Source organism: Bradyrhizobium sp. B097, from assembly GCF_038957035.1.
In the GTDB taxonomy this organism is placed as follows: domain Bacteria; phylum Pseudomonadota; class Alphaproteobacteria; order Rhizobiales; family Xanthobacteraceae; genus Bradyrhizobium.
Genome location: NZ_CP152412.1, coordinates 3,507,983 through 3,532,420, shown reverse-complemented (window position 1 = coordinate 3,532,420; position 24,438 = coordinate 3,507,983). Strand labels below are relative to the sequence as shown.

Below are 24,438 nucleotides of genomic sequence, written 5' to 3'. Positions count from 1 at the left end.
CCCGCTCCCCTCAGAACGGATTGACATAATTGAGGATCGCGACTTGGCGCAGCAGCACCCGGCGAACCACATGCGTCGGCTTCAAGTGCTCGGTATAGATCGCAGCCGTCCCGGCGCTGCCCGCAGGCAGCCGATTTGCGAAGGCGGCATCGTCGAGCCTGACCCGGACCACGAAAGGCGCCGCCTCGATCGCCTTCGGCGTAACCGCGGTGCCGGAGGTCTGCGCCTGGCCGGTCGCGATCGCCTGCAACACGCTTTCGACCTTGCCGGAATAGATTTGCCCGGGCGCGAACTTGAAGGTGACCTCGACCTCCTGCCCCGGCGCGACGTAGCGGGCGTCGATCTGGTTGATCTCGACGCCGATGATCGTGCTCGAGGTATCGATGAACGCCATCACCGGCGAGAGCGGCAGGTTGGCCACCCGCGCGCCCTTGCGCAGCGCAACGTTGGTGACGTAGCCGTCGGCCGGCGCGCGGACCACCGTCTTGTCGCTGTTCCACTGCGCGACCTCGAGCTGACCGCTGAGCTGGTCGACCTCCGATTGCCGCTGCTCGACGTCGAAGCCCCGCCCGGCATCGCGCTCATAGAGCGTCGTCATCTGCGCCAGCCGCGTCTTCGACAGCTTGAGCTGCGCCGTGATCGCCTTGACCTGCGCGTCATAGGGCGTCGGATCGATCCTGAAGAGGACGTCGCCGGCCCTCAAAGGTGCGTTGGCGACGACCGGCACCTCGGTCACCTCGCCGGCGACGTCGGGCACGATCGAGACCGCATTGCGCACCACCAGCGCCGAGCCCTGCGGCGCGCCCCAGTTCATCGGGACCAGCAGCCCGAACAACACCAGGATCAGCACGATGAACGGGGACAGCTTCCAGAACAGGTTGAAGCGCACGACCTTGAAATGCACCAGCAGGAACAGCAGCACCAGATAGGTGTTGATGATGGCGATGCCCATCACGCATCTCCCGTCTTGCGCTGGGGCACGTCGACATAGGCCCAGATCAGCGCGACCGGCCACAGTGCGAAGCCGCAGAGCAGCGTGATCCAGCCTGCCACCGTCACGGCCTGCGCGTAGGGATGATTGCGTGACTTCGCGATATGCCCGGGCAGCCAGCCCGCGATGCAGAACACGCCGATCGCGCTGGCAACAAGGATGACCAGCACGATCCAGGCGAAGATGTCGTAGCCGTTCATGCAATCGCCTCACACAATAACAGGGTAGCCGGATGTCCTGTCGCCCACCCGAACCTCAATTTGCTCGCACCACGCCCGGAGGCGCCCACTTGCCCTCCAAGAACTCCTCGCGTGGCGAATACAGGCGCATCAGCAGCGTGAACGGCGCCTTGCCGACGGGGAGCCAGTTGGACTCCTTCTCCATTCCTGGCGATTCGGCCTGGAGGTAGAGATCGACGGAGCCGTCGGCGTTCGTAATCAGCTTGTCGCGATCGCCGATGGCCTGACGCTTGATCGGGTTCGGGATGAAGTAGCCCTCGATGTCATAGGCCGTCACCGACCAGAACGCGTCGACCGGCGGCAGCTTGCCCTTGTCGAAGTGCAGCAAATACTTGTTGGCGCCATCGAGCGCGCGGCCATCGCTGTCGATTGACAGCGCGGGATAGACCGCGTCCTGCGGCAGGTTCTCGCCGAGGCAGCACTGCGCGATCGCGGCGCGGTACAGATAGTCCACCCCATAGGCGCCGCTGCGCGTGGTGTAGATCCAGCCCTTGCCACCGATGCCGCTGGCCTTCTTGCCCTCGGCCAGTACCAGCGCCTTGCCGTCGGCAGAGCCGCGGTTGAATGCCTGCTGGATGTATGCGGGCGCTTTCGCAAGATCGAAGCTTTGGCCGACCTTGAAGCCCACGCGTTCGAGGCGATGGATGATCGGATAATCGACCTGGTTTGGCGGATTCTCCTTGAGCAATTCGGCGAAGCTGCCGAAATAGGTCGCTGCGTCCATCCTGTCGACCGCTACCGGCGGCGCCACCTTCATGTCGATGTTGCGATCGACCGTGCCCTTGGCCGGCACATAGTCGGACTTGCCCCAGGCCGCGAGCGGCATGAGCTTCATGCTGTCCTGAACCTTATGAACGTTCGCGTAGTCAGCGATCCCATTGGTCTGGGTACGGCCGATGATCCATACATAGCGCGTCGGGCTTTTGATCACCTCCAAGCCGGCCGGCGCATCGCCGCGCCATTGCGGGCTCACGACGAGGAAATCGCGCGCCGTATTCCTGCCCGTGGTGCGCGTGCCGGGCACAGCGAATACATCGCTCCACAGGCTCAACATCGGCAGCATGAAGTAGCGGTCGGCCGACGGCACCGAGAGCACCATCGGCTCGGCCTTCAGGTCGAGAACCGCAGCCGAGTACAGCGTGTCCACATTGGTACGGATGACGAGCTTTGCTTCGGGGTTGGCAAAGGCCCGCACATGGTGGAATTGGTTGGGCGGCCCATAGGCATCACCTTCGACGGGTTGCGCGAAATTGCTAAGCCTCTGCACGGTCGCGTGCGTCAACATCAACGGGTAGGCGTAGACATAACCATCCTTGGCGATAGCGTAGGCCTCCTGTTCGGAAAGGTTCTGCGCCGATGCGGAGCCCATCAGCGCCAGGAGCGCAAACGGGATCAGTTTGAAGACAGCCTTAATCACTCAAGCTTCCTTTCTCGCTCCGATGTCGTTCGCGATGTTGTTGCCTGTGGATGCAGCGTCGTCATTGCGAACGGTTGTCATTCGGAAAGACCTCCTTCCAGTCCTGCTTCATATCGACCACGGTCCAGCCGCCCGCAGCGGCCGCATCGAGTGCCTTGTCGAGCTTGCCGATCTTCGATTGCCGGTCATAGGCATATTCGCGGACGCTATCTGTATGATGCACGATGCCGGCGAAGCGCGCGTGTTGGCCCGCCGCGGTCCATTGCAGCATCTGCAGGTCGCCATCCGAATTGCCGAAGGCAAAGATCGGACGGCGGCCGATGAAGCGGTTGATGCCAACGGGCTTGCCCGGGCCGTCATCGATGAACTCGACCTTGGCTTCCTTCATCAGATCAGGCTTGCCGTCGGCACCGATCTGGAATTTCACCGCGCCCGACGAGCCGACCACCTGCTCCGGCGGAATGCCGTAGACCTTCTCCATCCACGGCCGCATGAACTCGACGCCGCCGCCGGAGACGACGAAGGTCTTGAAGCCATTGGCGCGCAGGTAAGCGAGCAGCTCCAGCATCGGCTGATAGACCAGGCTGTCGTAAGGACGGTTGAAGCGCGGATGCCTTGATGTCGTGAGCCAGTCGCGGACGGATTGCGCGAACGCCTCCGTGGTCATGCCGGCATGGGTCGCCGCGATGATCTGCAGCAGCCCTTGCTCGCCGGTGGCGGCAAGCGCGCTGGCGTCCTTCTCCAGCAGCGCCTTGAACGGCTGCTGCGTCCTCCACTTGGGATGCTGCGGCGCCATCGCCTTGACGCGGTCGAGCGCGAAGGCGAGCTGGAAATAGAACGGCTGCTCGGTCCAGAGCGTGCCGTCATTGTCGAACGTGGCGATGCGCTCGGCCGGCGCTACGAAGTCCGCGCTGCCCTGCCTTGTCACGCGCGCGACGAAATCGGTGATCGCCGTCTTCGCCGCGCCGTCATTCCAGGACGGCAGCGGATCGGCTTGGGCACGCACCTCGCGGCACTGAATGACGCCACAACCGAACGCGAGCAGCGTCACGAAGACTGCCTGCCGAGCGAAGCGGGCGAGCAAGGCGAACATGATCTTGAGCGACCTCCTGGCGAAAGTCACCGGCCCATCGGGAGATGGGCCGGGCACGCAACGTCAGCGATTCTGAAGTTGTTGCTGGATGATCCGGTTCAATCCGGCGCGGACCTTCTCGACATCGACACCTTCCGCCAGCGCCTTCTTCTGCTTGATTCCGTCCATCATGCCTTCCAGGATGTTGGCGGGATTGAAGCTCGGCGGGAAGGAACGCGGCGGAAACTCCTTGAATGTTGCGACGAACTGAAACACCTCATCCATCATGCCATAGGCGGAGCCGACGTGATTGATGTTCCAGTCCCAGAACGTGTTGGAGGTGATGTCGGCGCGCTCGAAGGGGTCCTGCATCAGGTTGAAGATCTTCTGCAGGCGAAGCGTGGTGAAGGGCTCGGCCCACAGCCCCATCGTCCCTTCCTTGCGCTGCTCGGAGAAGACGTATTTGTAGTCGCCCTGCCGGAAACACACCAACAGGCCGTCGTCGTCCGCGTAGAAGAACTTGTCGCGCGCGCTCTTGGTGCCGTTGTTGTTGGCGGCGGTCCCGCTGACGTTGCGGAGGAATGCGGACTGGTCGTAGCCGTCGAGGTGGACCTTGTAGTTGATGCCGTTCGCGGTGTAGCCAGCCTTCAGCTTGCCCACGATGTCGGGTTCGCCGGCAATCGCGCACAGCGTCGGAATCCAGTCGTTGTGGCTCATGATCTCGTTGCTGACCGTACCGGGCTTGATCGTGCTCGGCCAGCGCACCAAGCACGGCACGCGGAAGGCGCCCTCCCAGTTGGTGTTCTTCTCGGAGCGGAACCAGGTCATGGCCCCGTCCGGCCAGGTGTTCATGTGGGGACCGTTGTCGCTCGAATAGACCACGAGGGTGTCGTTGGCGATTCCAAGATCGTCCAGCGTCTTGAGCAGCGACCCGACGGTGTCGTCGTGCTCCATCATGCCGTCGACATACTCGCTGTCGCCGTGGGTGTAGCGGCCCCGATGCTCGGCGCGCACATGGGTGCGCAGATGCATGCGGGTGGCGTTGAACCAGCAGAAGAACGGCTTGCCGGCCGCCTGCTGCCGCTTGATGAAATCGATCGCCGCCGCGGATGTCTCGTCATCGACCGTCTCCATGCGCTTCTTGGTCAGCGCGCCGGTGTCCTCGATGGTCTGTTTGCCGACTTTGCCGAATCGCAGATCGACCGTGGGATCGTCGCGATCCGTCGCCCTGCAGCGCAGCACACCGCGCGGGCCGAACTTGGCGCGGTAGGCTGGATCCTTGGGATAGTCAGGCAGCTCCGGCTCTTCCTCGGCATTGAGATGGTAGAGGTTGCCGAAGAACTCGTCGAAGCCGTTCACGGTCGGCAGCGACTCGTTGCGGTCGCCGACGTGATTCTTGCCGAACTGGCCGGTGGCATAGCCGAGATTCTTGAGCAGACCGCCGACCGACGGATCGAGCTGGCTCATTCCCATCGGCGCACCGGGAAAGCCGACCTTGGTCAAGCCGGTACGAATGCCATGCTGGCCGGTGAGAAACGCCGCGCGGCCGGCCGTGCAAGACTGCTCGCCGTAGTAGTGCTGCATCTTGAGGCCTTCGCGCGCGATGCGATCGATGTTTGGCGTCTCGTATCCCATCAGGCCATTCGAATAGGCACTGATGTTCGCGATGCCGATGTCGTCCCCCCAGATGATCAGGATGTTCGGCTTGCGGCCGGATGGTGCCGCGGGCGCGGGACTCGCGGCCGGGGCGGCCTTCTGCGCCTGCGCCAGCGCATCTGACGTCAGTGCCGCCGCGGCCACCAGGGTCGATGTCCCCAGCAACAGATTGCGGCGGTCAATCGCCTGCCTCGTGCCGTTCTGCTTGTTGCTCTCGGCGTCGTTGCTCATCAGACACTCCCTTCATTGCAAGGCATTCATTTCGGCGGGTGAGAAACGGCTGCGGATGACCGCACCACGCACCTGAAGCCGACATGGCTGGTCGAGGTATCGATCGGCTCGGCGTGACGGGCGGCGGGGCGATAGCGGCGGCAATAGTTCGGCGCACAGAGATGCGAGCCGCCCTTCAGCACCTTGCGCGGAATCCTGATTGCGGGCTGGCCGTCGTCGTAGCTCGCATCCTCGCGGCCGCCGCGCGGGTTCTGCGGGATGCAGCAGGGTTTGGCCGCGTCGGCCTCGTGGCGGGCCGACCACCAGTCGGCGGTCCACTCCCAAACATTGCCGATCATGTCGTAGACGCCATAGCCGTTCGGCGGGAATGCGGTCACCGGCGAGGTTCGGTCAAAACCGTCCTCGCAGAGATTCTGCAGCGGAAAGTTGCCCTGCCAGATGTTGGCCATGTGCTTGCCGCCGGGCGTCAGGGCATTGCCCCAGGCATATTCCTCGCCTTCGAGCCCGCCGCGCGCCGCGAACTCCCATTCCGCTTCCGTCGCAAGCTCCTTGCCGGCCCATTTGGCGTAGGCGAGCGCGTCGGCATAGGCGACGTGGACGACCGGATGGCTGCCGAGCACGTTGATGTTGCTGCGCGCGCCATACGGGCGGCGCCAGTTCGCGCCGCGCAGGAAGGTCCACCATTGGCTCCAGTCGCGCAGCGTGTGGACCCGGCGCGGCGGCGAAAACACCAACGAGCCGGCGTAGAGCATATGCGGCAGTGCACCCGGATATTGCGCGGGATCGGGCGGCAGCTCGGCGACGGTGATGTGACCGGTCTCCTGCACGAAGTCACGAAATTGGGCGTTGGTCACCGGCGTGCGGTCGATCCAGAAGCCATCGACCGAGGCCCGGTGCGCCGGCGCCTCCTCGGGATAATGATGGTCCGAGCCCATGCGGAACGTGCCGCCGGGAATCCAGACCATGTCGTCGGTCTGCATCCGGTCGTCCTGCTCTGGTTCAGCGGCGGCGGTCTCTGTGCGAAACATGGCGATGCACCTGTTCGCGCACTAGCGTGGGCAATAGTCCCTGAAGCCCTGTATTCTCGATGGGGCGATGATTCCGATGAGTGCTACGCGGAAAATCTTGCTGACGATCGCAGCCTTGTGGATCACGGACTCGGGTTCTTGGGGATCGAACGTCGTGCTCGATTGCATTATCGCGCCCTTCCATTCTTCAGTGCTGCACTTTTTCGGCAGCGTTGATTACGTCAGGCCTTCTTCCCCTTCCCTCCTCGTCGTCTGTGCGCGCGGCCGCTCCTGCGGCGCGTGATCCGTCCCGCCGGACGTTGCCACGAGCTGTTTCGCTTTGCGATCAAACGATAGCGCAACGCGTCTTGCGTGTGATGTGCAATTTGTGCCAATCGCAACCCCAAGGCGTGCAGCCTTAACGAAGGATGTCCCAATTCCATCAATCCGATGCTGTCGCCGGATTTGGTTTTGCGAGAAAACAAGCGAAAATCCGCTCGTTTGCAGATGCGCTGCACGAGTTCGCGATGCGGATCAAACCAATCGAGGCACGATGTCGCAGGGGGCGCATTGTACTGACTTCACGCACTGTGCCCAGTCGATCAATCGCGCTGCCCTTGTGGATGTGCAATCGGGGCGCACGCAGACTTGCTCGACATATGACTTGTCTCAATCCCGGACGAATTGAACGCCCGCACGAAGCGGGAGTGCATCGCGCTGTGCATCGAAGGAGATGCCGGCGTCATCCGAAATCGCAATCACTGAGCCCGACGTGGCAAGCCTGCGCGACAAAAATATTTCGCTTTATCAGAAGAACAACTCACTGTATGGTGTGCGCGTCTCACCCGATCGAGGGGCGCTTGCGCATCGTCACGGGTGTGCGGTGAGATGCGGTGGACGCTGATGTCACGACCGACGAAGCGTGATTGATGTGTACGGCGAAATCGTGTGGTCCTGACGCCCCAGTGGCAGGTGTCCCCCGCGAGATGCGAAGCATCTTCGCGAGGCGGTGACAAACAAGCCCGGTCTCACCGGGGAGAGCACGTATAAGCCGTCAAACCATCGCGCAGGGAAAGCCGGAGTTCCCGGTTACACCTGTGGTCCTGCCTCCCGTGCTTTTTGTTGCACGGGACCCATGGGTGCGATCGGCACCCGGCTTTCCCTGCGCCCTCCGACAATCGTGGGCGAACCGACGATCCAAAAACTCGGGCGCATCGCACCGCGAGATGAACGGGCTTATCCGAACGTCGCAAGCATAGATCACACTTCGCCGGCTTTCCGCCGCGATTGCGCGTGCTAGACTTTCCCGCCTTGGGAGGAAAATGCATGTTCAGGAAATTGCTGCTTGGTCTCACCGTGATTGCCTTTGCCGGTGCCGGCGCTGCCTTTGCGCAGCAGAGCGGCATCAAGCGGACGCCGCTGCAGAAGGTCGATTTCCCGGCGGGCTACAACACGGTCACGGCGATTGCCGAGGTTCCGGCCGGGGGTGCGTCGGGTCGTCACAGCCATCCCGGCGCTGAAACCGGCTATGTGCTCGAGGGCGAGCTGGAACTTGTGATCGACGGCAAGCCACCGTTGAAGCTGAAGGCAGGCGATTCCTACCAGATCCCGGAAGGTGCGGTGCACGATGCCAAAACTTCCGGCGACAAACCGCTCAAGGTGCTAGGGGTCTACGTGGTCAAGGCCGGCGAGCCGTTGGCGAAACCAGCGCCGTAGGCCGAACCTGTTGGCCTCCGACCAGTCGGTTCATGTTGGCTTCAGGTGCGGCGAGCAACAATTCGAGCTCGCCGGGCCTTTGATTTTTGCCGCCGCTGCATGAGATCCCCTCGTTCCGCAAGATGCTCTGTGTGACGCGCCTGCCGTTTCCGCTGCGCCGCCTGGCATGGGCGATCGGGATGAATTTCGGCCGGCAGCGCGCCAATTTCTGCGGAAGCTTCGGCGTCACCTCGGTCGCGGCCTACGGCCCGGGCGAATTGCACGCGCTGAGCCCCGGGCCATTCCTGCTGAGCTATGGCGTGATCAAGCCGGACCACACCGTCGATGTGGTGCTGCGCTGGGACCATCTGGTCTGCGACGCCGCCCTGATCGCCAAAACCCTGACCCGGCCCGAGCAGGTGCTCGGCGGCGAAATCGCCGTGGAATTGGGCGCGATCCGGCCGCAAGCCGACGCCCGACCGGTCCGGGCCGCCGGAACCCGGCTTTGAGCGACGAAAGGGACCGATTTTGACGCCGATTCGGCCCAAATCGGCCTGCGTTTTGTTTGACAGAGCCCGACTTTCTCCTTAAGACCACCCTTGCTCGCGGGCCGGTTTCGGCCCGCGATGCGTTTCGCGACCCGTGGTTCTCCCCGAGCTTTCGAGGCGGACCTGTCGGTACGGGCCTTTTGGCCGGTACACAGGAGGGCGCGTCTCCTCAAACCTGAAACTGACAAAACGCCGGGCGCTTCGTGCGACGGCTATCAAAGAGGACGCGATGACAAAGCGCAGTGAGGCGAAGTACAAGATCGATCGCCGCATGGGCCAGAATATCTGGGGCCGCCCGAAGAGCCCCGTGAACCGCCGCGAATACGGCCCCGGCCAGCACGGCCAGCGCCGCAAGGGCAAGCTCTCCGACTTCGGCGTGCAGCTCCGCGCCAAGCAGAAGCTGAAGGGCTACTACGCCAACATTTCCGAGCGCCAGTTCCACGGCATCTATGTCGAGGCCAGCCGCCTGAAGGGCGACACCGGCGAGAACCTGATCGGCCTGCTCGAGCGCCGTCTCGACACCGTGGTCTATCGCGCCAAGTTCGTCGCCACGATGTTCGCCGCGCGCCAGTTCATCAACCACGGCCACGTCAAGGTGAACGGCCGCAAGGTCAACATCGGCAGCTACAAGCTGAAGGTCGGCGACACCATCGAGGTCAAGGAATCCTCCAAGCAGCTGACCCCGGTGCTGGAAGCCGCCCAGCTGCCCGAGCGCGACCTGCCCGACTTCCTCGAGGTCGATCATGGCAAGATGACCGCGAAGTTCGTCCGCATCCCGGCGCTCGGCGACGTGCCGTTCCCGGTGCAGATGGAGCCGCATCTGATCGTCGAATTCTATTCGCGCTGATCACGGCACGCATGCGAGATCCGAAAGGCCCCGGTTTTGCCGGGGCCTTTTTGTTTGGCTAAAGTCAGTGCACACCGACCGAGAGAACCATCATGCACTACACCCCTGCCCGGCCCGATCCCAAGGCGCCCGCCGTCCGCATCAACCTGCTGTCGGACACACAGACGAAGCCGACGCCCGGGATGCGAGAGGCGATGGCAAGGGCCGAGGTCGGCGACGAGCAGGTCGGCGACGATCCGACCACCAACGAGCTCAACGCCCGCGTCGCCGATCTGCTCGGCAAGGAAGCCGCCGTCTTCATGCCGTCGGGCACCATGTGCAACGTCGCGGCGACGCTGGCCTATTGCCGCCCCGGCGACGAGATCCTGGCGCACGCGACCGCGCATATCATCGCCCGCGAGGGCGGCGCACATGCCGCGCTCGGCGGCTTCCAGATCACGCAACTGCCAGGCGATGACGGCCAGTTCACGCCGGAGACCTTCCGCGCCGCGCTGCATCCGCGCACCCGCTACCAGCCGCCGCAGGTGCTCGTCAGCGTCGAGCAGACCGCCAATATCGGCGGCGGCACGATCTGGAAGAAGACCGCGCTGGATGAGGTCGTGCGCATCGCCAAGGACCACGGGCTTGTGACCCACATGGACGGCGCGCGACTCCTGAACGCGACCGTCGCCTCAGGCATCTCGCCGCGCGACATGACGGCGGGCTGGGATTCGGTCTGGATCGATTTCTCCAAGGGCCTCGGCGCGCCGATCGGCGGCGTGATCGCCGGCACCCGCGCCTTCATCGACGACGTCTGGCGCTGGAAGCAGCGGCTCGGCGGCTCGATGCGGCAGTCCGGCATCTGTGCCGCCGCCTGCATCTATGCGCTCGATCACCATGTCGATCGTCTCGCCGACGACCATGCCAATGCGCGGGCGCTGGCGCGCGGGCTGGCGCAGATCAACGGCATCGCGGTGCAGGCGCCCGAGACCAACCTCGTGTTCTTCAGGCCCGACGGCGCCGGCGTCTCCGGCGACAAGATGGTCGCCGAGCTGCGCAAGCGCGGGGTGACGCTCGCGATGATGGACGGCCGGATCAGGGCCTGCACGCATCTCGATGTCACGGCCGCGATGATCGAGGAAGCCGTCGGTCACGTCAGGGACATCGTGCGCGGGGCGTAGCTACGGCCGCGGATTGTAGCCCGGATGCAGCGAAGCGTAATCCGGGGTGATTGGCGCCTCGGACGAGACCGTCCCCGGATTGCGCTGCGCTCCATCCGGGCTACGAAGCCGGTTACCGCCCCATCGCCTGGTAGATCAGCGTCTTCAGCTCCTGCTGGATCCGGCCGCGCTGTGACGGCGTCTGCACCATGAAGATCCCGAACAGATCGTCGGCGGGGTCGATGAAGAAGAACGTGCCGCCGACGCCGTCCCAGCGATATTCGCCGAGCGGCCAGGACGTGTTCGGCGGCACCGAGGTTCGGACCGCGAAACCGAGGCCGAAGCCGGAGTTCGGCCCCGGATAATAGTTCTTGTCGCGCACGACACCGCTTTCGGGACCGATGTGATCGGACGCCATCAGCGCGATGGTTTCCGGTTTCAGATAGCGCTTCCCACCATAGCTGCCGCCGTTCAACAGCATCTGCGAGAAGCGTGCATAGTCGCCGACCGTGCCGACCATGCCGCCGCCGCCGGATTCCCGTCGCAGCGGCTGGCGCGGGTCACTGACGTCGGCGACCGGGCTGATGATGCGATCCTTCGGCATCGGCTCGGCGATCAGCGGCCATTTCGCCCGGTCGGCGACATAGAATGCGGTCTCGTTCATCCCGAGCGGACCGAGCAGCCGCTCCTTCTCGACCTGAAACAGGGATTTCCCTGTGATCACCTCGATGATGCGGCCGAGCACGTCGGTGGAATGGCCGTAATCCCATTGCGTGCCGGGTTGTTCGGCGAGCGGCAGTGCCGCGAGCCGCGCCGTGAATTCGGCATTGTCGGGATCGTTGTCGAACAGGCCGGCATCGGCGTAGGTCTTGTTCACCACGCCGCCGCCATAATAGCCATAAGGCAGTCCTGCCGTGTGGCGCATCAGGTCTTCGATCGTCACGGGACGCTTGAGCGGCTCCAACGTCATCGTCGCCTTGCCCTCATCGCCGCGCTTTTCGACGCCGACCTTCATGTCGGCAAAGGCCGGGATGTATTTCGACACCGGATCGCTGAGCGCGAGCTTGCCTTCCTCCACCAGCATCATCGCGATGACTGACGTGATCGGCTTCGACATCGAATAGAGGCGGAAGATGGTCTCCGCGCTCATCGAGAATTCGGTTGCGACGTCGCGAACCCCGAAATTCTCGTAGTAGACCGGCTTGCCGTGCTGCTGCAGCAGCAGGATCGCCCCGGGGATCTTCCCGGTCGCGACCTCGTTCCTGACATAGTCGGAGACCTTGGCGAGGCCTTTCGGAGAAAAGCTGTGCGCGGCTGGCCCTGCGGAGCCGGCCTGCGCAGCAGTCGCAACGGACGCGAGCACGAGTGCCGCGACGAACGCGCGGCACCCACGCATATCAATTCTCCATGGCTTCATAGACGAGCTGCTTCAACGTCCGCTGGATGCGCTGACGCTCGGTCGGCGTCTGCTCCAGGAGGATGAAGAAGAAGTCCTGCTTGCGGTCGATGATGTAGTAGCAGCCGCTGGCACCATCCCATTTCAGTTCGCCGAGATCGCCGGGCGGCGGCGGCTTGGCATTGCCCGGATCGGTGCGCACCGCGATCCCGAGCCCGAAGCCGAAGCCGTCGCCGGGGAAATAGAATACGTCGCGCGCAACGCCAGAGGCCGGGCCGACACGATCGGTCGTCAATTCCTTGAACGTCTCGGGCTTCAGGATGGTCTTGCCGTCGAGGGTGCCGCCGTTGAGCAGCATTTGCGCGAAGCGCGAATAATCCGCCATGGTCGAGACCATGCCGCCGCTGGCGGACTCCCATTTCTTGACCTTGGTCGGATCGTTGACCCGGCCGACCCGGAAGTCGCTGTCGTTCGGCATCGGCTGGGCCATCAGCTTCTGCTTCTCGGGGTCGGTGACAAAGAAGCCGGTGTCCTTCATGCCGAGCGGGTCGAGCAGCCTTTCGCGCTCGATCGTCGAGAGCTTCTCGCCGGTGGTCACCTCCATCACGCGCGCCAGAATGTCGGTAGAATGGCCGTATTGCCAGAGCGCGCCGGGCTGGTTGTGCAGCGGCAGCTTGGCGATCCGCTCGGCGAATTCGGCGAGATCGAAATCTCCGCCGTAGATATCGGCTTCCTTGTAGGCCTTGCGGACCAGGCTGTCGCCATAGAAGCCGTAGGTGATACCCGACGTATGCGTCATCAGATCGAGGATCGTCATCGGCCGGCTCAGTGGCACCAGTTCGAGCGTCTTGGTGCCGTCCTCGGCCTTCTTCTCGACGCCGACCTTCACATCGGCAAAGGACGGGATGTATTTCGAGACGGGATCGTCGAGCTTGTATTTCCCCGCCTCCAGCAGCTGCATCGAGACCACGGCGGTGATCGACTTGGACATCGAGGCCAAGCGGAAGATGGTCTGGTCGGTGATCGGCGCCTTGCTGACCACGTCCTGCACACCGAAGGCCTCGTGATACACCGGCTTGCCATGCTGCTGGATCAGGACGATGGCGCCGGGAATCTTTCCGGTCGCGACCTCGTTCTTGAAGAACTCGCTGATCCTGGCGAGCTTGTCGGGGTTGAAATGCGCGCCCGCCGGAATCTCGTAGGTGCCCTCGGTGTGCGCGTACGCCAACGAAGCCGCCAGCAACACCGCACCGGCTGCGGCGGCGCACCTCAAACGAAATGACTGCATTTGAACTATCCCTCCCCGGAAATCACGGGGAAGTGTAGCGGCGGTATCATCGGGCACAAGGGCTACCGAAGGCGTCCAGGGCCTCCTGATGCAGCTCGCCGCTCTGGGCCGAGAAGCAGCAGAAGATCACCTGCGTGACGCCGGGTGCAGCCGTCAGGGCATCGACGACGGCCTTGACCGCAATAGCGGCGGCACGGTCCGGCGGGAAATGATAGACGCCGGTCGAGATGGCGGGAAAAGCGACGGAGCCGAGCCCGTTGGCGTGGCACAACTCGATGCCGCGACGATAGCAGGATGCGAGCAGCGCATCCTCGTTCTGGGTGCCGCCATGCCAGATCGGCCCGACGGCGTGGATCACGTACCTGGCAGGGAGCCGGTAGCCCTTCGTGATCTTGGCATCGCCGGTCTCGCAGCCATGCAGCGCGCGGCATTCGGCAAGCAAATCCGGCCCAGCGGCGCGGTGGATCGCGCCGTCGACGCCGCCGCCGCCAAGCAGCGACGAATTGGCCGCGTTGACGATGGCGTCAACGCGCAGGGTCGTGATGTCGGTAACGATGACTTCGAGCCGCGCCTTGCCGATCTGGCGCGCCGTCAAGGTCAGGCAGCCACGTCGACCGGGATACCCTTGTCGGCAAACAGCTGCTGCAATTCACCGGCCTGGAACATCTCGCGGATGATGTCGCAACCGCCGACGAACTCGCCCTTCACATAGAGCTGCGGAATCGTCGGCCAGTTCGAATAGACCTTGATGCCGTCGCGCAGCTCGGCCGATTCGAGAACGTTGAGGCCCTTGTAGCCGACACCGATGTGGTCGAGGATTTGCACGACCTGACCGGAAAACCCGCACTGCGGGAATTGCGGCGTGCCCTTCATGAACAGCACGACGTCGTTCGACTTCACTTCGTTGTCGATGAATTGCTCGATGCTCATTTTCGCTTCCTTCGGGGGCGGCGCTCTCAAGCCTTGTGGGCCGGCCCACCCTTCTAACCCGTGACTGGCTATATATGTAGCTCAAACCATTGTGCATCCAAAGCAAAATGGCGAAAATCTGGCATGCGGCGGGGGCCGGACGGCACCGCAAAAAGGGCCGGGATTATCTGACGGGCCCAATATCATCATGGGGGAGGCTTTTTTCCCGTAACGGAGCCCCTATCTAGGACGAACTGTCCGTCTGGAACCAGTTTACCGAAGCAACGTTCTCCCCTTGAATCGGAGACCATCGTTGACGAAACCAGCCTCTGCCGCGGCCGCCATTCCCGGCACCTCCCCGTCATTGTCCTCCGAATCCGGGTCGCTCGCGCAGCGGCTGGTGGACGCCTATCGCGCGGTCCGCGACGAGACCGAGCGCCGGGCCGCGCCGCTGTCGGCGGAAGACCAGCTGATCCAGTCGATGCCGGATGCGAGCCCCGCCAAGTGGCACCGCGCCCACACGACCTGGTTCTTCGAGCAGTTTCTGCTCGGCGAGCACGTCAAGGGCTACACGCCATTCCACCCAGACTACGCCTATCTGTTCAATTCCTATTACGTCAGCGCCGGCCCCCGCCATGCCCGCCACCAGCGCGGCCATCTGACCCGCCCGACATCAGACGAAGTCACCGCCTACCGCCGCCATGTCGACGCCGAGGTGGTGAAATTCTTCCAGACCGCCACCACGGACAAGCTCGCGGCGCTGGTGCCGCTGGTCGAGGTCGGCCTCAATCACGAGCAACAGCATCAGGAGCTGATGTACACCGACATCCTGCATGCCTTCGCACAGAACCCGATCCCGCCGGCCTACGATCAGGCGTGGCGCTTCCCGGCATCGCAGCGCGGGCCCGAGGAATGGGTGACGCTCAACGAGGGCATCCACACCGTCGGCCACGCCGATGACAGCTTCCATTTCGACAATGAGAAGCCCGCGCATCGCGCGCTGGTCGGCCCGGTCAAGCTCGCGAAAAACCTCGTCACCAATGCCGATTGGCTCGCCTTCATCAAGGACGGCGGCTATTCCACCGCCACGCTGTGGCTGATGGACGGCTTCGGCACTGTGACCAACGAGGGCTGGCAGGCGCCGGGCCACTGGCGCGAGATCGACGGCGAATGGAAGATCATGACGCTCGGTGGTCTGCAGCCGATCGATCCGCAGGCTCCGGTTTGCCACGTCAGCTACTACGAAGCCGACGCCTTCGCCCGCTGGGCCGGCAAGCATCTGCCGACCGAGATGGAATGGGAGGTCGCCGCCCGCGCCGGCCTGCTTAACGACGCCTACGGCATCGTCTGGCAATGGACCCGCAGCGCCTATTCGCCCTACCCGGGCTACCGCGCGATCGAAGGCGCGCTCGGCGAATACAACGGCAAGTTCATGGTCAACCAGCTCGTGCTGCGCGGCTCGTCGCTGGCGACGCCGGCCGGTCACAGCCGTGTCACCTACCGCAACTTCTTCTATCCGCACCATCGCTGGCAATTCACGGGGTTACGCCTCGCCGACTATGCCTGATTGAGTCCTGTCGACATCGATAACGCGTCGGTAAGCGCGTTCGGGAGAGTATCATGAATGTGCATGCCGCCGCTTTGGCCAAAGCGTATCCGTTCGACGAAGCGACCTCGGCGTTTGCCGGCGATGTGATCGGCGATCTCGCCCGTCACCCGAAACGGCTGTCGCCGAAATATTTCTACGACGCCACCGGCTCGGAGCTGTTCGAGCAGATCACGGTGCTGCCGGAATATTATCCGACGCGCACCGAGCTCGGCATCCTGCGCGACCGCGGCAGCGAGATCGCCGCAATCATTCCGGACGGCGCGGCGCTGGTCGAGTTCGGCGCCGGCGCGACCACCAAGGTGCGCCTGCTGCTGGAGCACTGCGAATTCGCCGCCTATGTGCCGGTCGATATATCCGGCGATTTCCTCAAGGCCCAGGCCGACGGGTTGCGCCGGGATTTCCCGGGTCTTGGCATCTATCCGGTCGCGGCCGATTTCACCGCGCCGTTCGTGCTGCCGGAGGCGGTCGCCGCCATGCCGAAGGTCGGCTTCTTCCCGGGCTCGACGCTCGGCAATTTCGAGCCAAGCGAGGCCTTGGCCTTCCTGCGCAGTGCCCGCAAGATCCTCGGTCATGGCGCGCAGATGATCATCGGCGTCGACCTCGAGAAGGACGAGCGCGTGCTGTACGACGCCTATAACGACGCGGCCGGCGTCACCGCGCGCTTCAATCTCAATGTGCTGGTTCGGATCAACCGCGAGCTCGGCGGTAATTTCGACCTGTCGGGCTTCACCCACCGCTCGATCTACAACCGCGACCGCCATCGCATCGAGATGCACCTGATCAGCCGCAAGGCGCAGACCGTGCGCATCCTCGGCAACACCTTCGCATTCCGCCCCGGCGAGAGCATTCATACCGAGAACAGCTACAAATACTCGCTCGAGCGGTTCACCGCGCTTGCCCGCAGCGCGGGCTGGACGGTGCGCGACAGCTGGACCGACGCCAACACCATGTTCTCGGTGCACGCGCTGGTTGCGGACTAAGACCAAACCGAACGGGGCAACAATCATGGGCCGGCGTGCGCTGCAGATCGCGACGGCCCTGCTCGCCCTCGTCCCGATCCTGACCGGCATCATCACAATGCTCGGCGTGAGCGACCCGCTCTACGCCTCGTCGGGCGTGCCAATGCTGCCGGTGCTCGACAGCAATCTGCGCTTCTTCGGCGGGGTCTGGCTTGGTCTCGGCCTCGCTCTGCTCTGGCTGGTGCCGCGGATCGAAAGCGAGACCGTGCTGTTCCGCGTGGTCTGGGGCGGCATCTTCCTCGGCGGCATCGGCAGGATGCTGTCGATGGTGATGGTTGGCCTGCCGCCGCTGCCCTTCGTGGGCTTCACCGCGCTCGAAGTGATCGGCGCGCCGCTGTTCGTCTATTGGCAGCACCGCGTGGCCACGGCCGGTCGCCGGTAGCGCCCCGACTATTCTTCCTCCCCGCTCGACCGCAGCGAGATCGATTCCCACGCCGCGACCACGATCATGATCGCGGTGGTGACGATCGAAAGCACCAGCGGCGACATCTCGCGGGCAAAATAGGCCGTGATCGCCAGCGCCACGATGCCGACGCCATGCGAGAGCTGCAGGAAGTTGCGGATCACGTATTTGAACAGGATGGTCCCGACCAGGAACAGCGCGGGGCCGCCGACCGAGCTCACGATGGTCTTCAGGTCGGAATGGCCGGACGGGTGCTTCAGCACCAGTTCGTCGGCGACTGCGGTGAGGATGATGCCACCGACGATCGGCATGTGCAGATAGGTGTAGGCGATCCGCGCCACGCGGCCGGATTCCTCTGACTTGGAGATCATGTCCGCGCCGGCCTCGGCGCCCTTGTGGAAATAGATCCACCACATCGCGATGCTGCCGACCAGCGCCGAGATGAACGCGGCGACATTCTCCGGCGTCCAGGTCAGCTCGGCAAAGGTCGCGCCGTCGACCACGATCGCCTCGCCGAGCGCAATGATGATGAAGCCGGCACAGCGCTCGGCCATGTGGCCGCCTTCGACCGACCAGGCCTCCATCGAGGAGAAGCCGAGCCCAGGGGTCCAGAACCGCAGAGCCGGCGCGACATACTCGATGGCCAGCGCCGCGATCCAGAGCCACATCCGGGTCTCGTGCTCGGCGAAGCCGCCGAGAACCCAGAGCACGGCCGAGCAGGACAGCCAGGTCAGGATACGGATTGCGTTGTGGCGCACCGCGGTCCGGTTCCGCGGCGTCGCCAGCAGCCAGAACGCGGTGCGGCCGACCTGCATCGCTGCATAGGTCCCGGCAAACCACAGCCCGCGGCCCTCAAAGGCGGACGGGATCGAGGTCGACAGCAGTAGCCCGCCCAGCATCAGGACGAACAGCAACAGGCGAACCGGCGTCAGGTCGGGATTGAGCCAGTTGGTGACCCAGGTGGTGTAGACCCACACCCACCACACTGCAAGGAACAGCACCGTGACCTGCACCGCGCCCAGCGGGGTGAAGTGGTGCAGCAGCGTGTGCGACAGCTGCGTGACGGCGAAGACGAAAACGAGGTCGAAGAACAGCTCGGCATTGGTGACGCGGCTGTGCTGGTTCGGCACGATGACGCGAAACATCGCGCCGCGAGGATTATCTGCCATCGCTTGGGGCCCCCGCCCTGCTGCCGGGGACTAGCCTTCCGGCACGCCGGTCTGCAGGGCCAGCGCGTGCAACACGCCGCCCATCTGGCCCTTCAGCGACTGGTAGACGATCTGGTGCTGCTGAACGCGGGACTTGCCGCGGAATGACTCGGAAACGACAGTGGCCGCGTAGTGGTCGCCGTCGCCGGCCAGATCACGGATCGTCACCTCGGCATCAGGGATCGCTGCCTTGATCATCGATTCGATATCACGGGCGTCCATCGGCATCCCAGTCCACCTCCGTCAGGTCATTCGAATCAGGGCCGATTCGGCCAGGAAAACCAAGACAAAACCCAAGATAAAACCTCAGATAAAACCCGACGCTTGAGGTCTTCTAGGTCATCCTGGGGCACACTATATTCCCATTCCCAGCGATTTAAACCTGCATCAATCGGTCACAAGCCATCACGCCGAAATGACCAGAAGAGGCGCAGAATCATGAAGCTCCCCGGCCCCGACCATCCGATCACGATCACGCCCAATGCGAAGCGTGTCCGCATCACCGCCGATGGCGTCGTCATCGCCGAGACCACCCATGCGCTGACCTTGAAGGAAGCGAGCTATCCGGCCGTGCAATACGTCCCCCGGCAGGACGCCAACATGGAGCTGTTGGCCCGCACCGAGCGGACCACGCATTGCCCCTACAAGGGGGATGCGAACTATTTCAGCATCAAGGCCAACGGCAAGACGCTGGACAATGCGATCTGGACCTATGAGGCGCCGTTCCCGGCCATGACCGAGATCGCCGGCCACCTCGCCTTCTATCCGGACAAGGTGAAGATCGAGGAAGTCGCCTAGACCATCGCGCCTGCCGCACGCGCCGGGCCTCGCCCGGCCGTTTCGGCGCGTGCCCGCCCGGCCTGAAAAAACGGAAATGCCTGGGTGAGGCCCGGGCATGACGACGGGAGTGTTCGGCCGGATCGCTGCTAGACCCTGAATATCGTGAGCCCAAGGATCAGCAGCACCAGGAAGATCACGACGAACACGTAGAACAGGAAGCGCGCGATGTCGGCGGAGGCGGCGGAAATGCCGGTGAAGCCGAGCAGGCCCGCGATGATCGAGACGACAAGGAAGATCAACGCCCATTTCAGCAGTGTCATTGCTCGCTCCACAAACCGCGCGCTCAGCGCGTCCGCCCGACAACGCCCGCCACCGACCCCGGTTCCAGAACGAAACAGATCCACTGAAATGACCGACCTCGACACCACGGAATCGGGACAATTGGGCCTTGCTGAATCGGGTTCCCGATTGCAACATCCGGGTGCAGACCCGGCTGGGGGCACCATGAAATCGATTGCTCACGCGGCTCCGGCCGTCGACGTCCAGGCAGCACCGAAGCTTCACAAGCGCAACGTCGCCCTCGACCGCGCACGCACCTTCCTGACGCTGGTCGTTCTGCTGCATCACGCGGTGATCCCCTACACCCATTTCGGGCACACCGACCCGACGTCCTGGATCGGTTTCGACTGCGTCGTGCTCGCCACCGACAGCTTTTTCATGGCGATGTTCTTCTTCCTGTCGGGGCTGTTCGTCTGGCCCGGGCTCGGCCACAAGCCGTGGCTGATCTTCCTGCGCGACCGGCTGCTGCGGCTCGGCCTGCCCTTCGTGATCTGCGCGTTCACCGTGATTCCGATCGCCTATTACGCGATCGCGCTGCGTGCGACCCCGGACCTGACCTTCTCCGAATTCTGGTGGAAGACCATGATTTTCGGGCCCTGGCCAAGCGGCCCGATCTGGTTCGTCTGGGTCCTGATGACCTTCGACGTGACGGCGAGCGTGCTGTACCGGGTGTCGTCGCGCCTGCTCGAGCCGATCAACCGTCTGTCGATCAAGGGATTTCAACGTCCCTCGAAGTTCTGGCTGTTCCTGGTCGTCGTCAGTGCCGCCGCCTATTTGCCGATGCTGGTCCATTACGGCCAGAACTACTGGTTCGAACTCGGACCGTTCTCGGTGCAGGCGAGCCGGGTGCTGCTGTATGCGTCCTACTTCTTCATCGGTGCAGGGATCGGGGCGGCAAACCTCGAGGGCGGCCTGCTCAGCGCCCACGGACGGCTGACCGAGCGCCGCTGGTTCTGGACCGGGATCACGGTGATCCCCTACTGTCTGATGTGGGTGATGATCTACATCAAGCGCGGGATCATCGGTAACCCCGATCCGCTGCCGGGCTGGTATCTCGCGTCCTACGGCACCTTCTACGTGCTGTTCAGCGCCTCGATCCTGTTTGCGATCCTGGCCTACTTCCTGCAATCGAAAGCGCCGGGACCGACGCTGCTCGACCGCATGCAGGGCGACGCCTACGGCATGTTCCTGGTGCATTATCCGATCGTGCTGTGGCTGCAATACTGGCTGTTCGATATGGAATTGCCGGCAATCGCCAAGGCCGCCATCGCGTTCTTCGCCACCGTGGCGCTGAGCTGGGCCGCGACAGCCGTGCTGCGCAAGCTGCCGGGCGCCAAATACGTTCTTTAGCTAGAGCATTGACATTGCGGCATCTGAGCTGCGTCCCCTCTCCCGCTTGCGGGGGAGGGCTAGGGTGGGGGCTCTCTCCGCGAGTCACATCGTGGAGAGAGCCCCCACCCGCCGCGCTACGCGCGTCGACCTCCCCCGCAAGCGGGAGAGGTGAAGCGAGTTCGTCGAAGGACCGCTTCAGTCAAAGAGACTACCGCTCCCTACGCCGCGATCTCACCCCTGGCCGCCACGCTTTCGAGACGCGGGGCGGCCGCCGCGCGGTGGTCGCGGGCGATCAGGATGTAGAAGGTCGGCAGCACGAACAGCGTGAACAGCGTGCCGATCAGCATCCCCATCACCACGACGATACCGATGGCAAAGCGGCTCGCCGCGCCGGCGCCGTCGGCATAGAGCAGCGGCGCAAGGCCCGCGACCATCGCGGCCGTCGTCATCAGCACCGGCCGCATCCGCACCGCGGCCGCCTTCTGGATCGCGGCGACGCGGTCGAGCCCCTCATGGTGCTGGATCTCGTTAGCGAAACTCACCATCAGGATGCCGTGCTTGGAGATCAGCCCGATCAGGGTGACGAGGCCGATCTGGGTGTAGATGTTCAGCGTGGTGAAGCCGAAATACAGCGGCAGCAGCGCGCCGCAGACCGCGAGCGGCACCGTGACCATGATAACCAGCGGATCGCGGAAACTCTCGAACTGCGCCGCCAGCACCAGGAAGATCACGATCAGCGCCATGCCGAAGGTGACGATCAGGCGGTTGCCCTCCTGGACATATTGCCGGCTGTCCGACAGCCAGTCGACGGTCATGCCCGGCGACAGTTTTTGCGCCTGCATGAACGACACCGCCTGCCCCATGGTGACGCCGGGCTTGAGCACGGCCGAGATCGTCGCCGCATTCATCTGGTTGAACTGCGGCAGCCGGTTCGGTTCGGGCTTGACGTTGACCTTGATCACCGTCGACAGCGGGAACATCTGCCCCGAGCTCGAACGGACATTGAAGTTTCCGAGACTGTCCGGCGTGACCCGGTCGACCTGGCGCACCTGCGGGATCACCTCGTAGGAGCGTTCGAAGAAGTTGAAGCGGTTGACGTAGTTCTCGCCGACCAACACCGCGAGCGTATCGGCGATGGTCTGCATGCTGACGCCGGCCTCGGCCGCCTTGGCGTGATCGATGGTGATCCGCGCAGTCGGGCTGTCGAACGCAAGATCGCTGTCGACGAAGACGAACAGCCCGCTCTTCCAGGCCGCCTGCTTCAGCGTCTCGACCTCCTGATAGATGGTTGAGAAATCACCGGCCGAGCGCACCACCATCTGGAACGGCAGGCCGCCGGTCGCGGCCGGCAAAGCGGCGGGCTGGAACGGCGTCACGCTGGCGCCGAGCACGCCATAGGACATGCCGTAGAGCTGGTTCTGGATGTCGTTGGCCGAGCGCTTGCGCTTGTCCCAATCGGTCAGCGTAATGCCGCCGAAAGCATGGTTTTGGCCGTCGGTGCCGTTGATGACCCAGCTCGCATGATACTCCGGGAACGAGCGAAACAGCTGCTCGACCTGGTCGGTGTAGCGCGTGGTGTAGTCGACGCTGGCATATTGCGGCGCGCGGAGCACGGTGAACACGTAGCCCTGGTCCTCGGACGGCGCGAGCTCGCGCTGGCTGCCGAGAAACAGCACCACGATCGCCGCCAGCACGCTGACCGCAACCACGAGCACCGCGGCGCGCATCTTCAGCGTCGCAGCCAGCAGCCGGCTGTAGCCGCGCGACAGCTTTGAGAACTGATGCTCGACGAAGCGGGCAAACCGGCCGTGCGAGGTCGCCTCGCCCAGCAGCTGCGCGCTCATCATCGGCGACAGGGTCAGCGCGATGACGCCCGAGACCACCACCGAGCCTGCCAGCGTGAAGGCGAATTCGCGGAACAGGCTGCCGGTCAGGCCGCCCATCAGGCCGATCGGCGCATAGACCGCGGCCAGCGTGATCGTCATCGCGATCACGGGGCCGATGATTTCGCGCGCCCCGATCAGGGCTGCGTCGCCGGGACTTAAGCCCTCCTCGATGTGGCGATGGATATTTTCCACGACGACGATGGCGTCGTCGACCACCAGCCCGATCGCCAGCACCATCGCGAGCAACGTCAACAGATTGATGGAGAAGCCGAGCGCCAGCATCATCGCCGCGGTACCGACCAGCGACAGCGGCACGGTGACGACCGGGATCAGTACTGAGCGGAACGATCCCAGGAACAGCAGGATCACCACCACGACGATCAGGATCGCCTCGGCCAGCGCGTGCTGCACCTCTGATATCGAGGCCTTGACGAAGTGCACGATGTTGAAGACGTCGGCGACGTTCAAACCGGGCGGTGCGACGCGGTTGAGGTCCTCGATCACCTTGGCGGTGGCGGCGACGATCTCCAGTGGGTTGCCGTCAGGCGTCGGCTGCACCGCGATATAGACGGTGGGCCTGCCGCTGTCGCGCGCATTGGAATCGTAATTCTCGCCGCCGATCTCGAGCGTCGCGACATCGCCGAGCCGCACCAGGCCGCCGCCGGCGCCGGTCTTGATCACCATCTTGCGGAAATCGTCGAGATTGCGCAGGTCGGTCGCCGCCGTGATGTTGGTCACGGTCATCTCGCCGCGCAGCCGTCCGGGCGCCGCCTGCACATTGTTGGAGCGCAGCGCAGCGGCGATATCGGCCGCGGTCAGGCCGCGCGATGCCAGCTTGAACGGATCGATCCACACCCGCATCGCAAGCGACGATCCGCCTGACGTGTCGGCCGAGGCGACGCCGGGCACCGAAGTCAACAACGGCTGCGCCACGCGGGTGGCGAAGTCGGTGATCTGCGCCGGCGTCAGCGTGTCGCTGGTGAAGGCAATGTACTGCACCGCCGATGCGCCATCGGTGATCTTGGTGATGACGGGGTCGAACACGCCGGCCGGCATGCGGTACTTGACCTGCTGCACCTTGGCGAGCACTTCCGTCATGGCGCGGTCGGCATTGGCGTTGAGCACCAGCTTGGCCTTGATCTGGCTTGTGCCCAGCGTCGAATTCGAGGTCATGTATTCGATGCCGTTGGCGGTCGCGATCGATTGCGCGATCACCGAGGTGACGAAGCCCTGCATGACGTCCTGGGTCGCGCCGGGAAACGACACGTCGACCTGGATGGTGGCGCTCTCCATGCTGGGATATTGCCGCACCGGCAGCGAGACCATCGCCGCGGTGCCGATCAAGAGGATCAGCAGGCTGACAACCGTCGCAAGAATCGGCCGGCGGATGAAGATGTCGGTGAAATGCATGATGCCTGCCTTAGACC

The 24,438-nt window shown here is 63.9% G+C and carries 22 protein-coding genes and 1 pseudogene; 9 read left to right on the top strand and 14 right to left on the bottom strand.

All coding sequences use genetic code 11. The features are described from left to right. Positions 1–10: 10 nt before the first annotated feature. The 6 genes from AAFG07_RS16395 to AAFG07_RS16370 all read right to left on the bottom strand — a co-directional run bounded on the left by AAFG07_RS16395 (position 11) and on the right by AAFG07_RS16370 (position 6,634). Positions 11–952 (bottom strand): biotin/lipoyl-binding protein, encoded by a 942-nt coding sequence (locus AAFG07_RS16395; RefSeq protein WP_342728169.1) that lies wholly within the window; start codon positions 950–952, stop codon positions 11–13. Continuing rightward, positions 952–1,191 (bottom strand): DUF3302 domain-containing protein, encoded by a 240-nt coding sequence (locus AAFG07_RS16390; RefSeq protein WP_342728168.1) that lies wholly within the window; start codon positions 1,189–1,191, stop codon positions 952–954. Before AAFG07_RS16390 ends, AAFG07_RS16395 begins: the two co-directional genes overlap by 1 nt. Before the next feature lie 55 nt (positions 1,192–1,246). Beyond that, positions 1,247–2,647 carry a DUF1254 domain-containing protein gene (locus tag AAFG07_RS16385; RefSeq protein WP_342728167.1) on the bottom strand — a complete coding sequence of 467 codons (1,401 nt, stop codon included), beginning with the start codon at positions 2,645–2,647 and terminating at the stop codon, positions 1,247–1,249. Positions 2,648–2,708: 61 nt separating this feature from the next. Then, positions 2,709–3,740, bottom strand: a complete 1,032-nt coding sequence (locus AAFG07_RS16380; protein WP_342729171.1) for an HAD family hydrolase — start codon at positions 3,738–3,740, stop codon at positions 2,709–2,711. Between the two features lie 63 nt (positions 3,741–3,803). After that, the gene (locus AAFG07_RS16375; protein WP_342728166.1) at positions 3,804–5,606 is read right to left on the bottom strand and encodes an arylsulfatase; all 1,803 of its coding nucleotides are present in this window, start codon (positions 5,604–5,606) and stop codon (positions 3,804–3,806) included. A gap of 26 nt (positions 5,607–5,632) precedes the next feature. Beyond that, on the bottom strand, positions 5,633–6,634 hold the full coding sequence (locus tag AAFG07_RS16370; protein WP_342728165.1) for a formylglycine-generating enzyme family protein: 1,002 nt from the start codon (positions 6,632–6,634) through the stop codon (positions 5,633–5,635). A gap of 1,305 nt (positions 6,635–7,939) precedes the next feature. Here AAFG07_RS16370 and AAFG07_RS16365 point away from each other — a divergent pair. From AAFG07_RS16365 to AAFG07_RS16350, 4 genes and pseudogenes are all read left to right on the top strand, one after another. Next, positions 7,940–8,329 (top strand): cupin domain-containing protein, encoded by a 390-nt coding sequence (locus AAFG07_RS16365; RefSeq protein WP_298374840.1) that lies wholly within the window; start codon positions 7,940–7,942, stop codon positions 8,327–8,329. Positions 8,330–8,421: 92 nt separating this feature from the next. Next, positions 8,422–8,817: pseudogene (locus AAFG07_RS16360) on the top strand (acyltransferase); the annotation flags it as partial. A gap of 268 nt (positions 8,818–9,085) precedes the next feature. Continuing rightward, on the top strand, positions 9,086–9,703 hold the full coding sequence (gene rpsD / locus AAFG07_RS16355) for a 30S ribosomal protein S4 (RefSeq protein ID WP_176530327.1): 618 nt from the start codon (positions 9,086–9,088) through the stop codon (positions 9,701–9,703). A gap of 92 nt (positions 9,704–9,795) precedes the next feature. Further along, entirely contained in the window at positions 9,796–10,863 is a 1,068-nt protein-coding gene (locus AAFG07_RS16350; protein WP_342728164.1) for a threonine aldolase family protein, read from the top strand. Positions 10,864–10,975: 112 nt separating this feature from the next. On the opposite strand, the gene AAFG07_RS16345 is transcribed toward AAFG07_RS16350, so the two are convergent. The 4 genes from AAFG07_RS16345 to grxD are packed head-to-tail and all read right to left on the bottom strand — an operon-like array spanning position 10,976 to position 14,456. Next, positions 10,976–12,238, bottom strand: coding sequence for a serine hydrolase domain-containing protein (locus AAFG07_RS16345; RefSeq protein ID WP_342728163.1), 1,263 nt, complete (start codon positions 12,236–12,238; stop codon positions 10,976–10,978). A gap of 1 nt (position 12,239) precedes the next feature. After that, positions 12,240–13,526, bottom strand: coding sequence for a serine hydrolase domain-containing protein (locus AAFG07_RS16340; RefSeq protein WP_342728162.1), 1,287 nt, complete (start codon positions 13,524–13,526; stop codon positions 12,240–12,242). 46 nt (positions 13,527–13,572) lie between these two features. Further along, positions 13,573–14,127 (bottom strand): O-acetyl-ADP-ribose deacetylase, encoded by a 555-nt coding sequence (locus AAFG07_RS16335; protein WP_342729170.1) that lies wholly within the window; start codon positions 14,125–14,127, stop codon positions 13,573–13,575. Beyond that, on the bottom strand, positions 14,124–14,456 hold the full coding sequence (gene grxD, locus AAFG07_RS16330) for a Grx4 family monothiol glutaredoxin (RefSeq protein ID WP_028336765.1): 333 nt from the start codon (positions 14,454–14,456) through the stop codon (positions 14,124–14,126). Before grxD ends, AAFG07_RS16335 begins: the two co-directional genes overlap by 4 nt. A 292-nt stretch (positions 14,457–14,748) precedes the next feature. Here grxD and egtB point away from each other — a divergent pair, with 292 nt between their 5' ends. Genes egtB through AAFG07_RS16315 form a run of 3 tightly spaced genes read left to right on the top strand, consistent with a single transcriptional unit; the run spans position 14,749 to position 17,445 of the window. Next, on the top strand, positions 14,749–16,002 hold the full coding sequence (gene egtB / locus AAFG07_RS16325) for an ergothioneine biosynthesis protein EgtB (RefSeq protein ID WP_342728161.1): 1,254 nt from the start codon (positions 14,749–14,751) through the stop codon (positions 16,000–16,002). A gap of 53 nt (positions 16,003–16,055) precedes the next feature. After that, the gene (gene egtD / locus AAFG07_RS16320) at positions 16,056–17,024 is read left to right on the top strand and encodes an L-histidine N(alpha)-methyltransferase (RefSeq protein ID WP_342728160.1); all 969 of its coding nucleotides are present in this window, start codon (positions 16,056–16,058) and stop codon (positions 17,022–17,024) included. A 25-nt stretch (positions 17,025–17,049) separates the two neighbouring features. After that, on the top strand, positions 17,050–17,445 hold the full coding sequence (locus AAFG07_RS16315; RefSeq protein ID WP_342728159.1) for a DUF4345 domain-containing protein: 396 nt from the start codon (positions 17,050–17,052) through the stop codon (positions 17,443–17,445). An 8-nt stretch (positions 17,446–17,453) separates the two neighbouring features. Here the strand turns inward: AAFG07_RS16315 and AAFG07_RS16310 are convergent, their stop codons facing one another. Both AAFG07_RS16310 and AAFG07_RS16305 read right to left on the bottom strand, forming a co-directional pair. Next, on the bottom strand, positions 17,454–18,635 hold the full coding sequence (locus tag AAFG07_RS16310; protein ID WP_342728158.1) for a low temperature requirement protein A: 1,182 nt from the start codon (positions 18,633–18,635) through the stop codon (positions 17,454–17,456). Between the two features lie 30 nt (positions 18,636–18,665). After that, positions 18,666–18,902 (bottom strand): BolA family transcriptional regulator, encoded by a 237-nt coding sequence (locus AAFG07_RS16305; RefSeq protein ID WP_021077843.1) that lies wholly within the window; start codon positions 18,900–18,902, stop codon positions 18,666–18,668. A gap of 210 nt (positions 18,903–19,112) precedes the next feature. Here AAFG07_RS16305 and AAFG07_RS16300 point away from each other — a divergent pair, with 210 nt between their 5' ends. Further along, entirely contained in the window at positions 19,113–19,472 is a 360-nt protein-coding gene (locus AAFG07_RS16300; RefSeq protein ID WP_342728157.1) for a DUF427 domain-containing protein, read from the top strand. Between the two features lie 128 nt (positions 19,473–19,600). Here AAFG07_RS16300 and AAFG07_RS16295 read toward each other — a convergent pair whose 3' ends face one another. After that, positions 19,601–19,774 carry a DUF1328 domain-containing protein gene (locus AAFG07_RS16295; protein ID WP_074128140.1) on the bottom strand — a complete coding sequence of 58 codons (174 nt, stop codon included), beginning with the start codon at positions 19,772–19,774 and terminating at the stop codon, positions 19,601–19,603. Between the two features lie 184 nt (positions 19,775–19,958). Between AAFG07_RS16295 and AAFG07_RS16290 the strand changes: the two genes are divergently transcribed. Further along, a complete protein-coding gene (locus AAFG07_RS16290) occupies positions 19,959–21,143 on the top strand; it encodes an acyltransferase (protein ID WP_342728156.1) in 1,185 nt (394 codons plus the stop codon). A gap of 200 nt (positions 21,144–21,343) precedes the next feature. On the opposite strand, the gene AAFG07_RS16285 is transcribed toward AAFG07_RS16290, so the two are convergent. After that, positions 21,344–24,421 carry an efflux RND transporter permease subunit gene (locus AAFG07_RS16285; RefSeq protein ID WP_342728155.1) on the bottom strand — a complete coding sequence of 1,026 codons (3,078 nt, stop codon included), beginning with the start codon at positions 24,419–24,421 and terminating at the stop codon, positions 21,344–21,346. Positions 24,422–24,438: the final 17 nt, after the last annotated feature.

What these genes read in the sequence shown, in the direction of transcription:
- AAFG07_RS16350 (WP_342728164.1), top strand. Translation starts at nt 9,796, where the DNA reads ATGCACTACACCCCTGCCCGGCCCGATCCCAAGGCGCCCGCCGTCCGC.
- AAFG07_RS16310 (WP_342728158.1), bottom strand. Translation starts at nt 18,635, where the DNA reads ATGGCAGATAATCCTCGCGGCGCGATGTTTCGCGTCATCGTGCCGAAC.
- AAFG07_RS16345 (WP_342728163.1), bottom strand. Translation starts at nt 12,238, where the DNA reads ATGCGTGGGTGCCGCGCGTTCGTCGCGGCACTCGTGCTCGCGTCCGTT.
- AAFG07_RS16285 (WP_342728155.1), bottom strand. Translation starts at nt 24,421, where the DNA reads ATGCATTTCACCGACATCTTCATCCGCCGGCCGATTCTTGCGACGGTT.
- AAFG07_RS16395 (WP_342728169.1), bottom strand. Translation starts at nt 952, where the DNA reads ATGGGCATCGCCATCATCAACACCTATCTGGTGCTGCTGTTCCTGCTG.
- AAFG07_RS16390 (WP_342728168.1), bottom strand. Translation starts at nt 1,191, where the DNA reads ATGAACGGCTACGACATCTTCGCCTGGATCGTGCTGGTCATCCTTGTT.
- AAFG07_RS16295 (WP_074128140.1), bottom strand. Translation starts at nt 19,774, where the DNA reads ATGACACTGCTGAAATGGGCGTTGATCTTCCTTGTCGTCTCGATCATC.
- AAFG07_RS16370 (WP_342728165.1), bottom strand. Translation starts at nt 6,634, where the DNA reads ATGTTTCGCACAGAGACCGCCGCCGCTGAACCAGAGCAGGACGACCGG.
- AAFG07_RS16300 (WP_342728157.1), top strand. Translation starts at nt 19,113, where the DNA reads ATGAAGCTCCCCGGCCCCGACCATCCGATCACGATCACGCCCAATGCG.
- AAFG07_RS16340 (WP_342728162.1), bottom strand. Translation starts at nt 13,526, where the DNA reads ATGCAGTCATTTCGTTTGAGGTGCGCCGCCGCAGCCGGTGCGGTGTTG.
- AAFG07_RS16315 (WP_342728159.1), top strand. Translation starts at nt 17,050, where the DNA reads ATGGGCCGGCGTGCGCTGCAGATCGCGACGGCCCTGCTCGCCCTCGTC.
- AAFG07_RS16290 (WP_342728156.1), top strand. Translation starts at nt 19,959, where the DNA reads ATGAAATCGATTGCTCACGCGGCTCCGGCCGTCGACGTCCAGGCAGCA.
- grxD (WP_028336765.1), bottom strand. Translation starts at nt 14,456, where the DNA reads ATGAGCATCGAGCAATTCATCGACAACGAAGTGAAGTCGAACGACGTC.
- AAFG07_RS16380 (WP_342729171.1), bottom strand. Translation starts at nt 3,740, where the DNA reads ATGTTCGCCTTGCTCGCCCGCTTCGCTCGGCAGGCAGTCTTCGTGACG.
- egtD (WP_342728160.1), top strand. Translation starts at nt 16,056, where the DNA reads ATGAATGTGCATGCCGCCGCTTTGGCCAAAGCGTATCCGTTCGACGAA.
- AAFG07_RS16365 (WP_298374840.1), top strand. Translation starts at nt 7,940, where the DNA reads ATGTTCAGGAAATTGCTGCTTGGTCTCACCGTGATTGCCTTTGCCGGT.
- rpsD (WP_176530327.1), top strand. Translation starts at nt 9,086, where the DNA reads ATGACAAAGCGCAGTGAGGCGAAGTACAAGATCGATCGCCGCATGGGC.
- AAFG07_RS16305 (WP_021077843.1), bottom strand. Translation starts at nt 18,902, where the DNA reads ATGCCGATGGACGCCCGTGATATCGAATCGATGATCAAGGCAGCGATC.
- AAFG07_RS16375 (WP_342728166.1), bottom strand. Translation starts at nt 5,606, where the DNA reads ATGAGCAACGACGCCGAGAGCAACAAGCAGAACGGCACGAGGCAGGCG.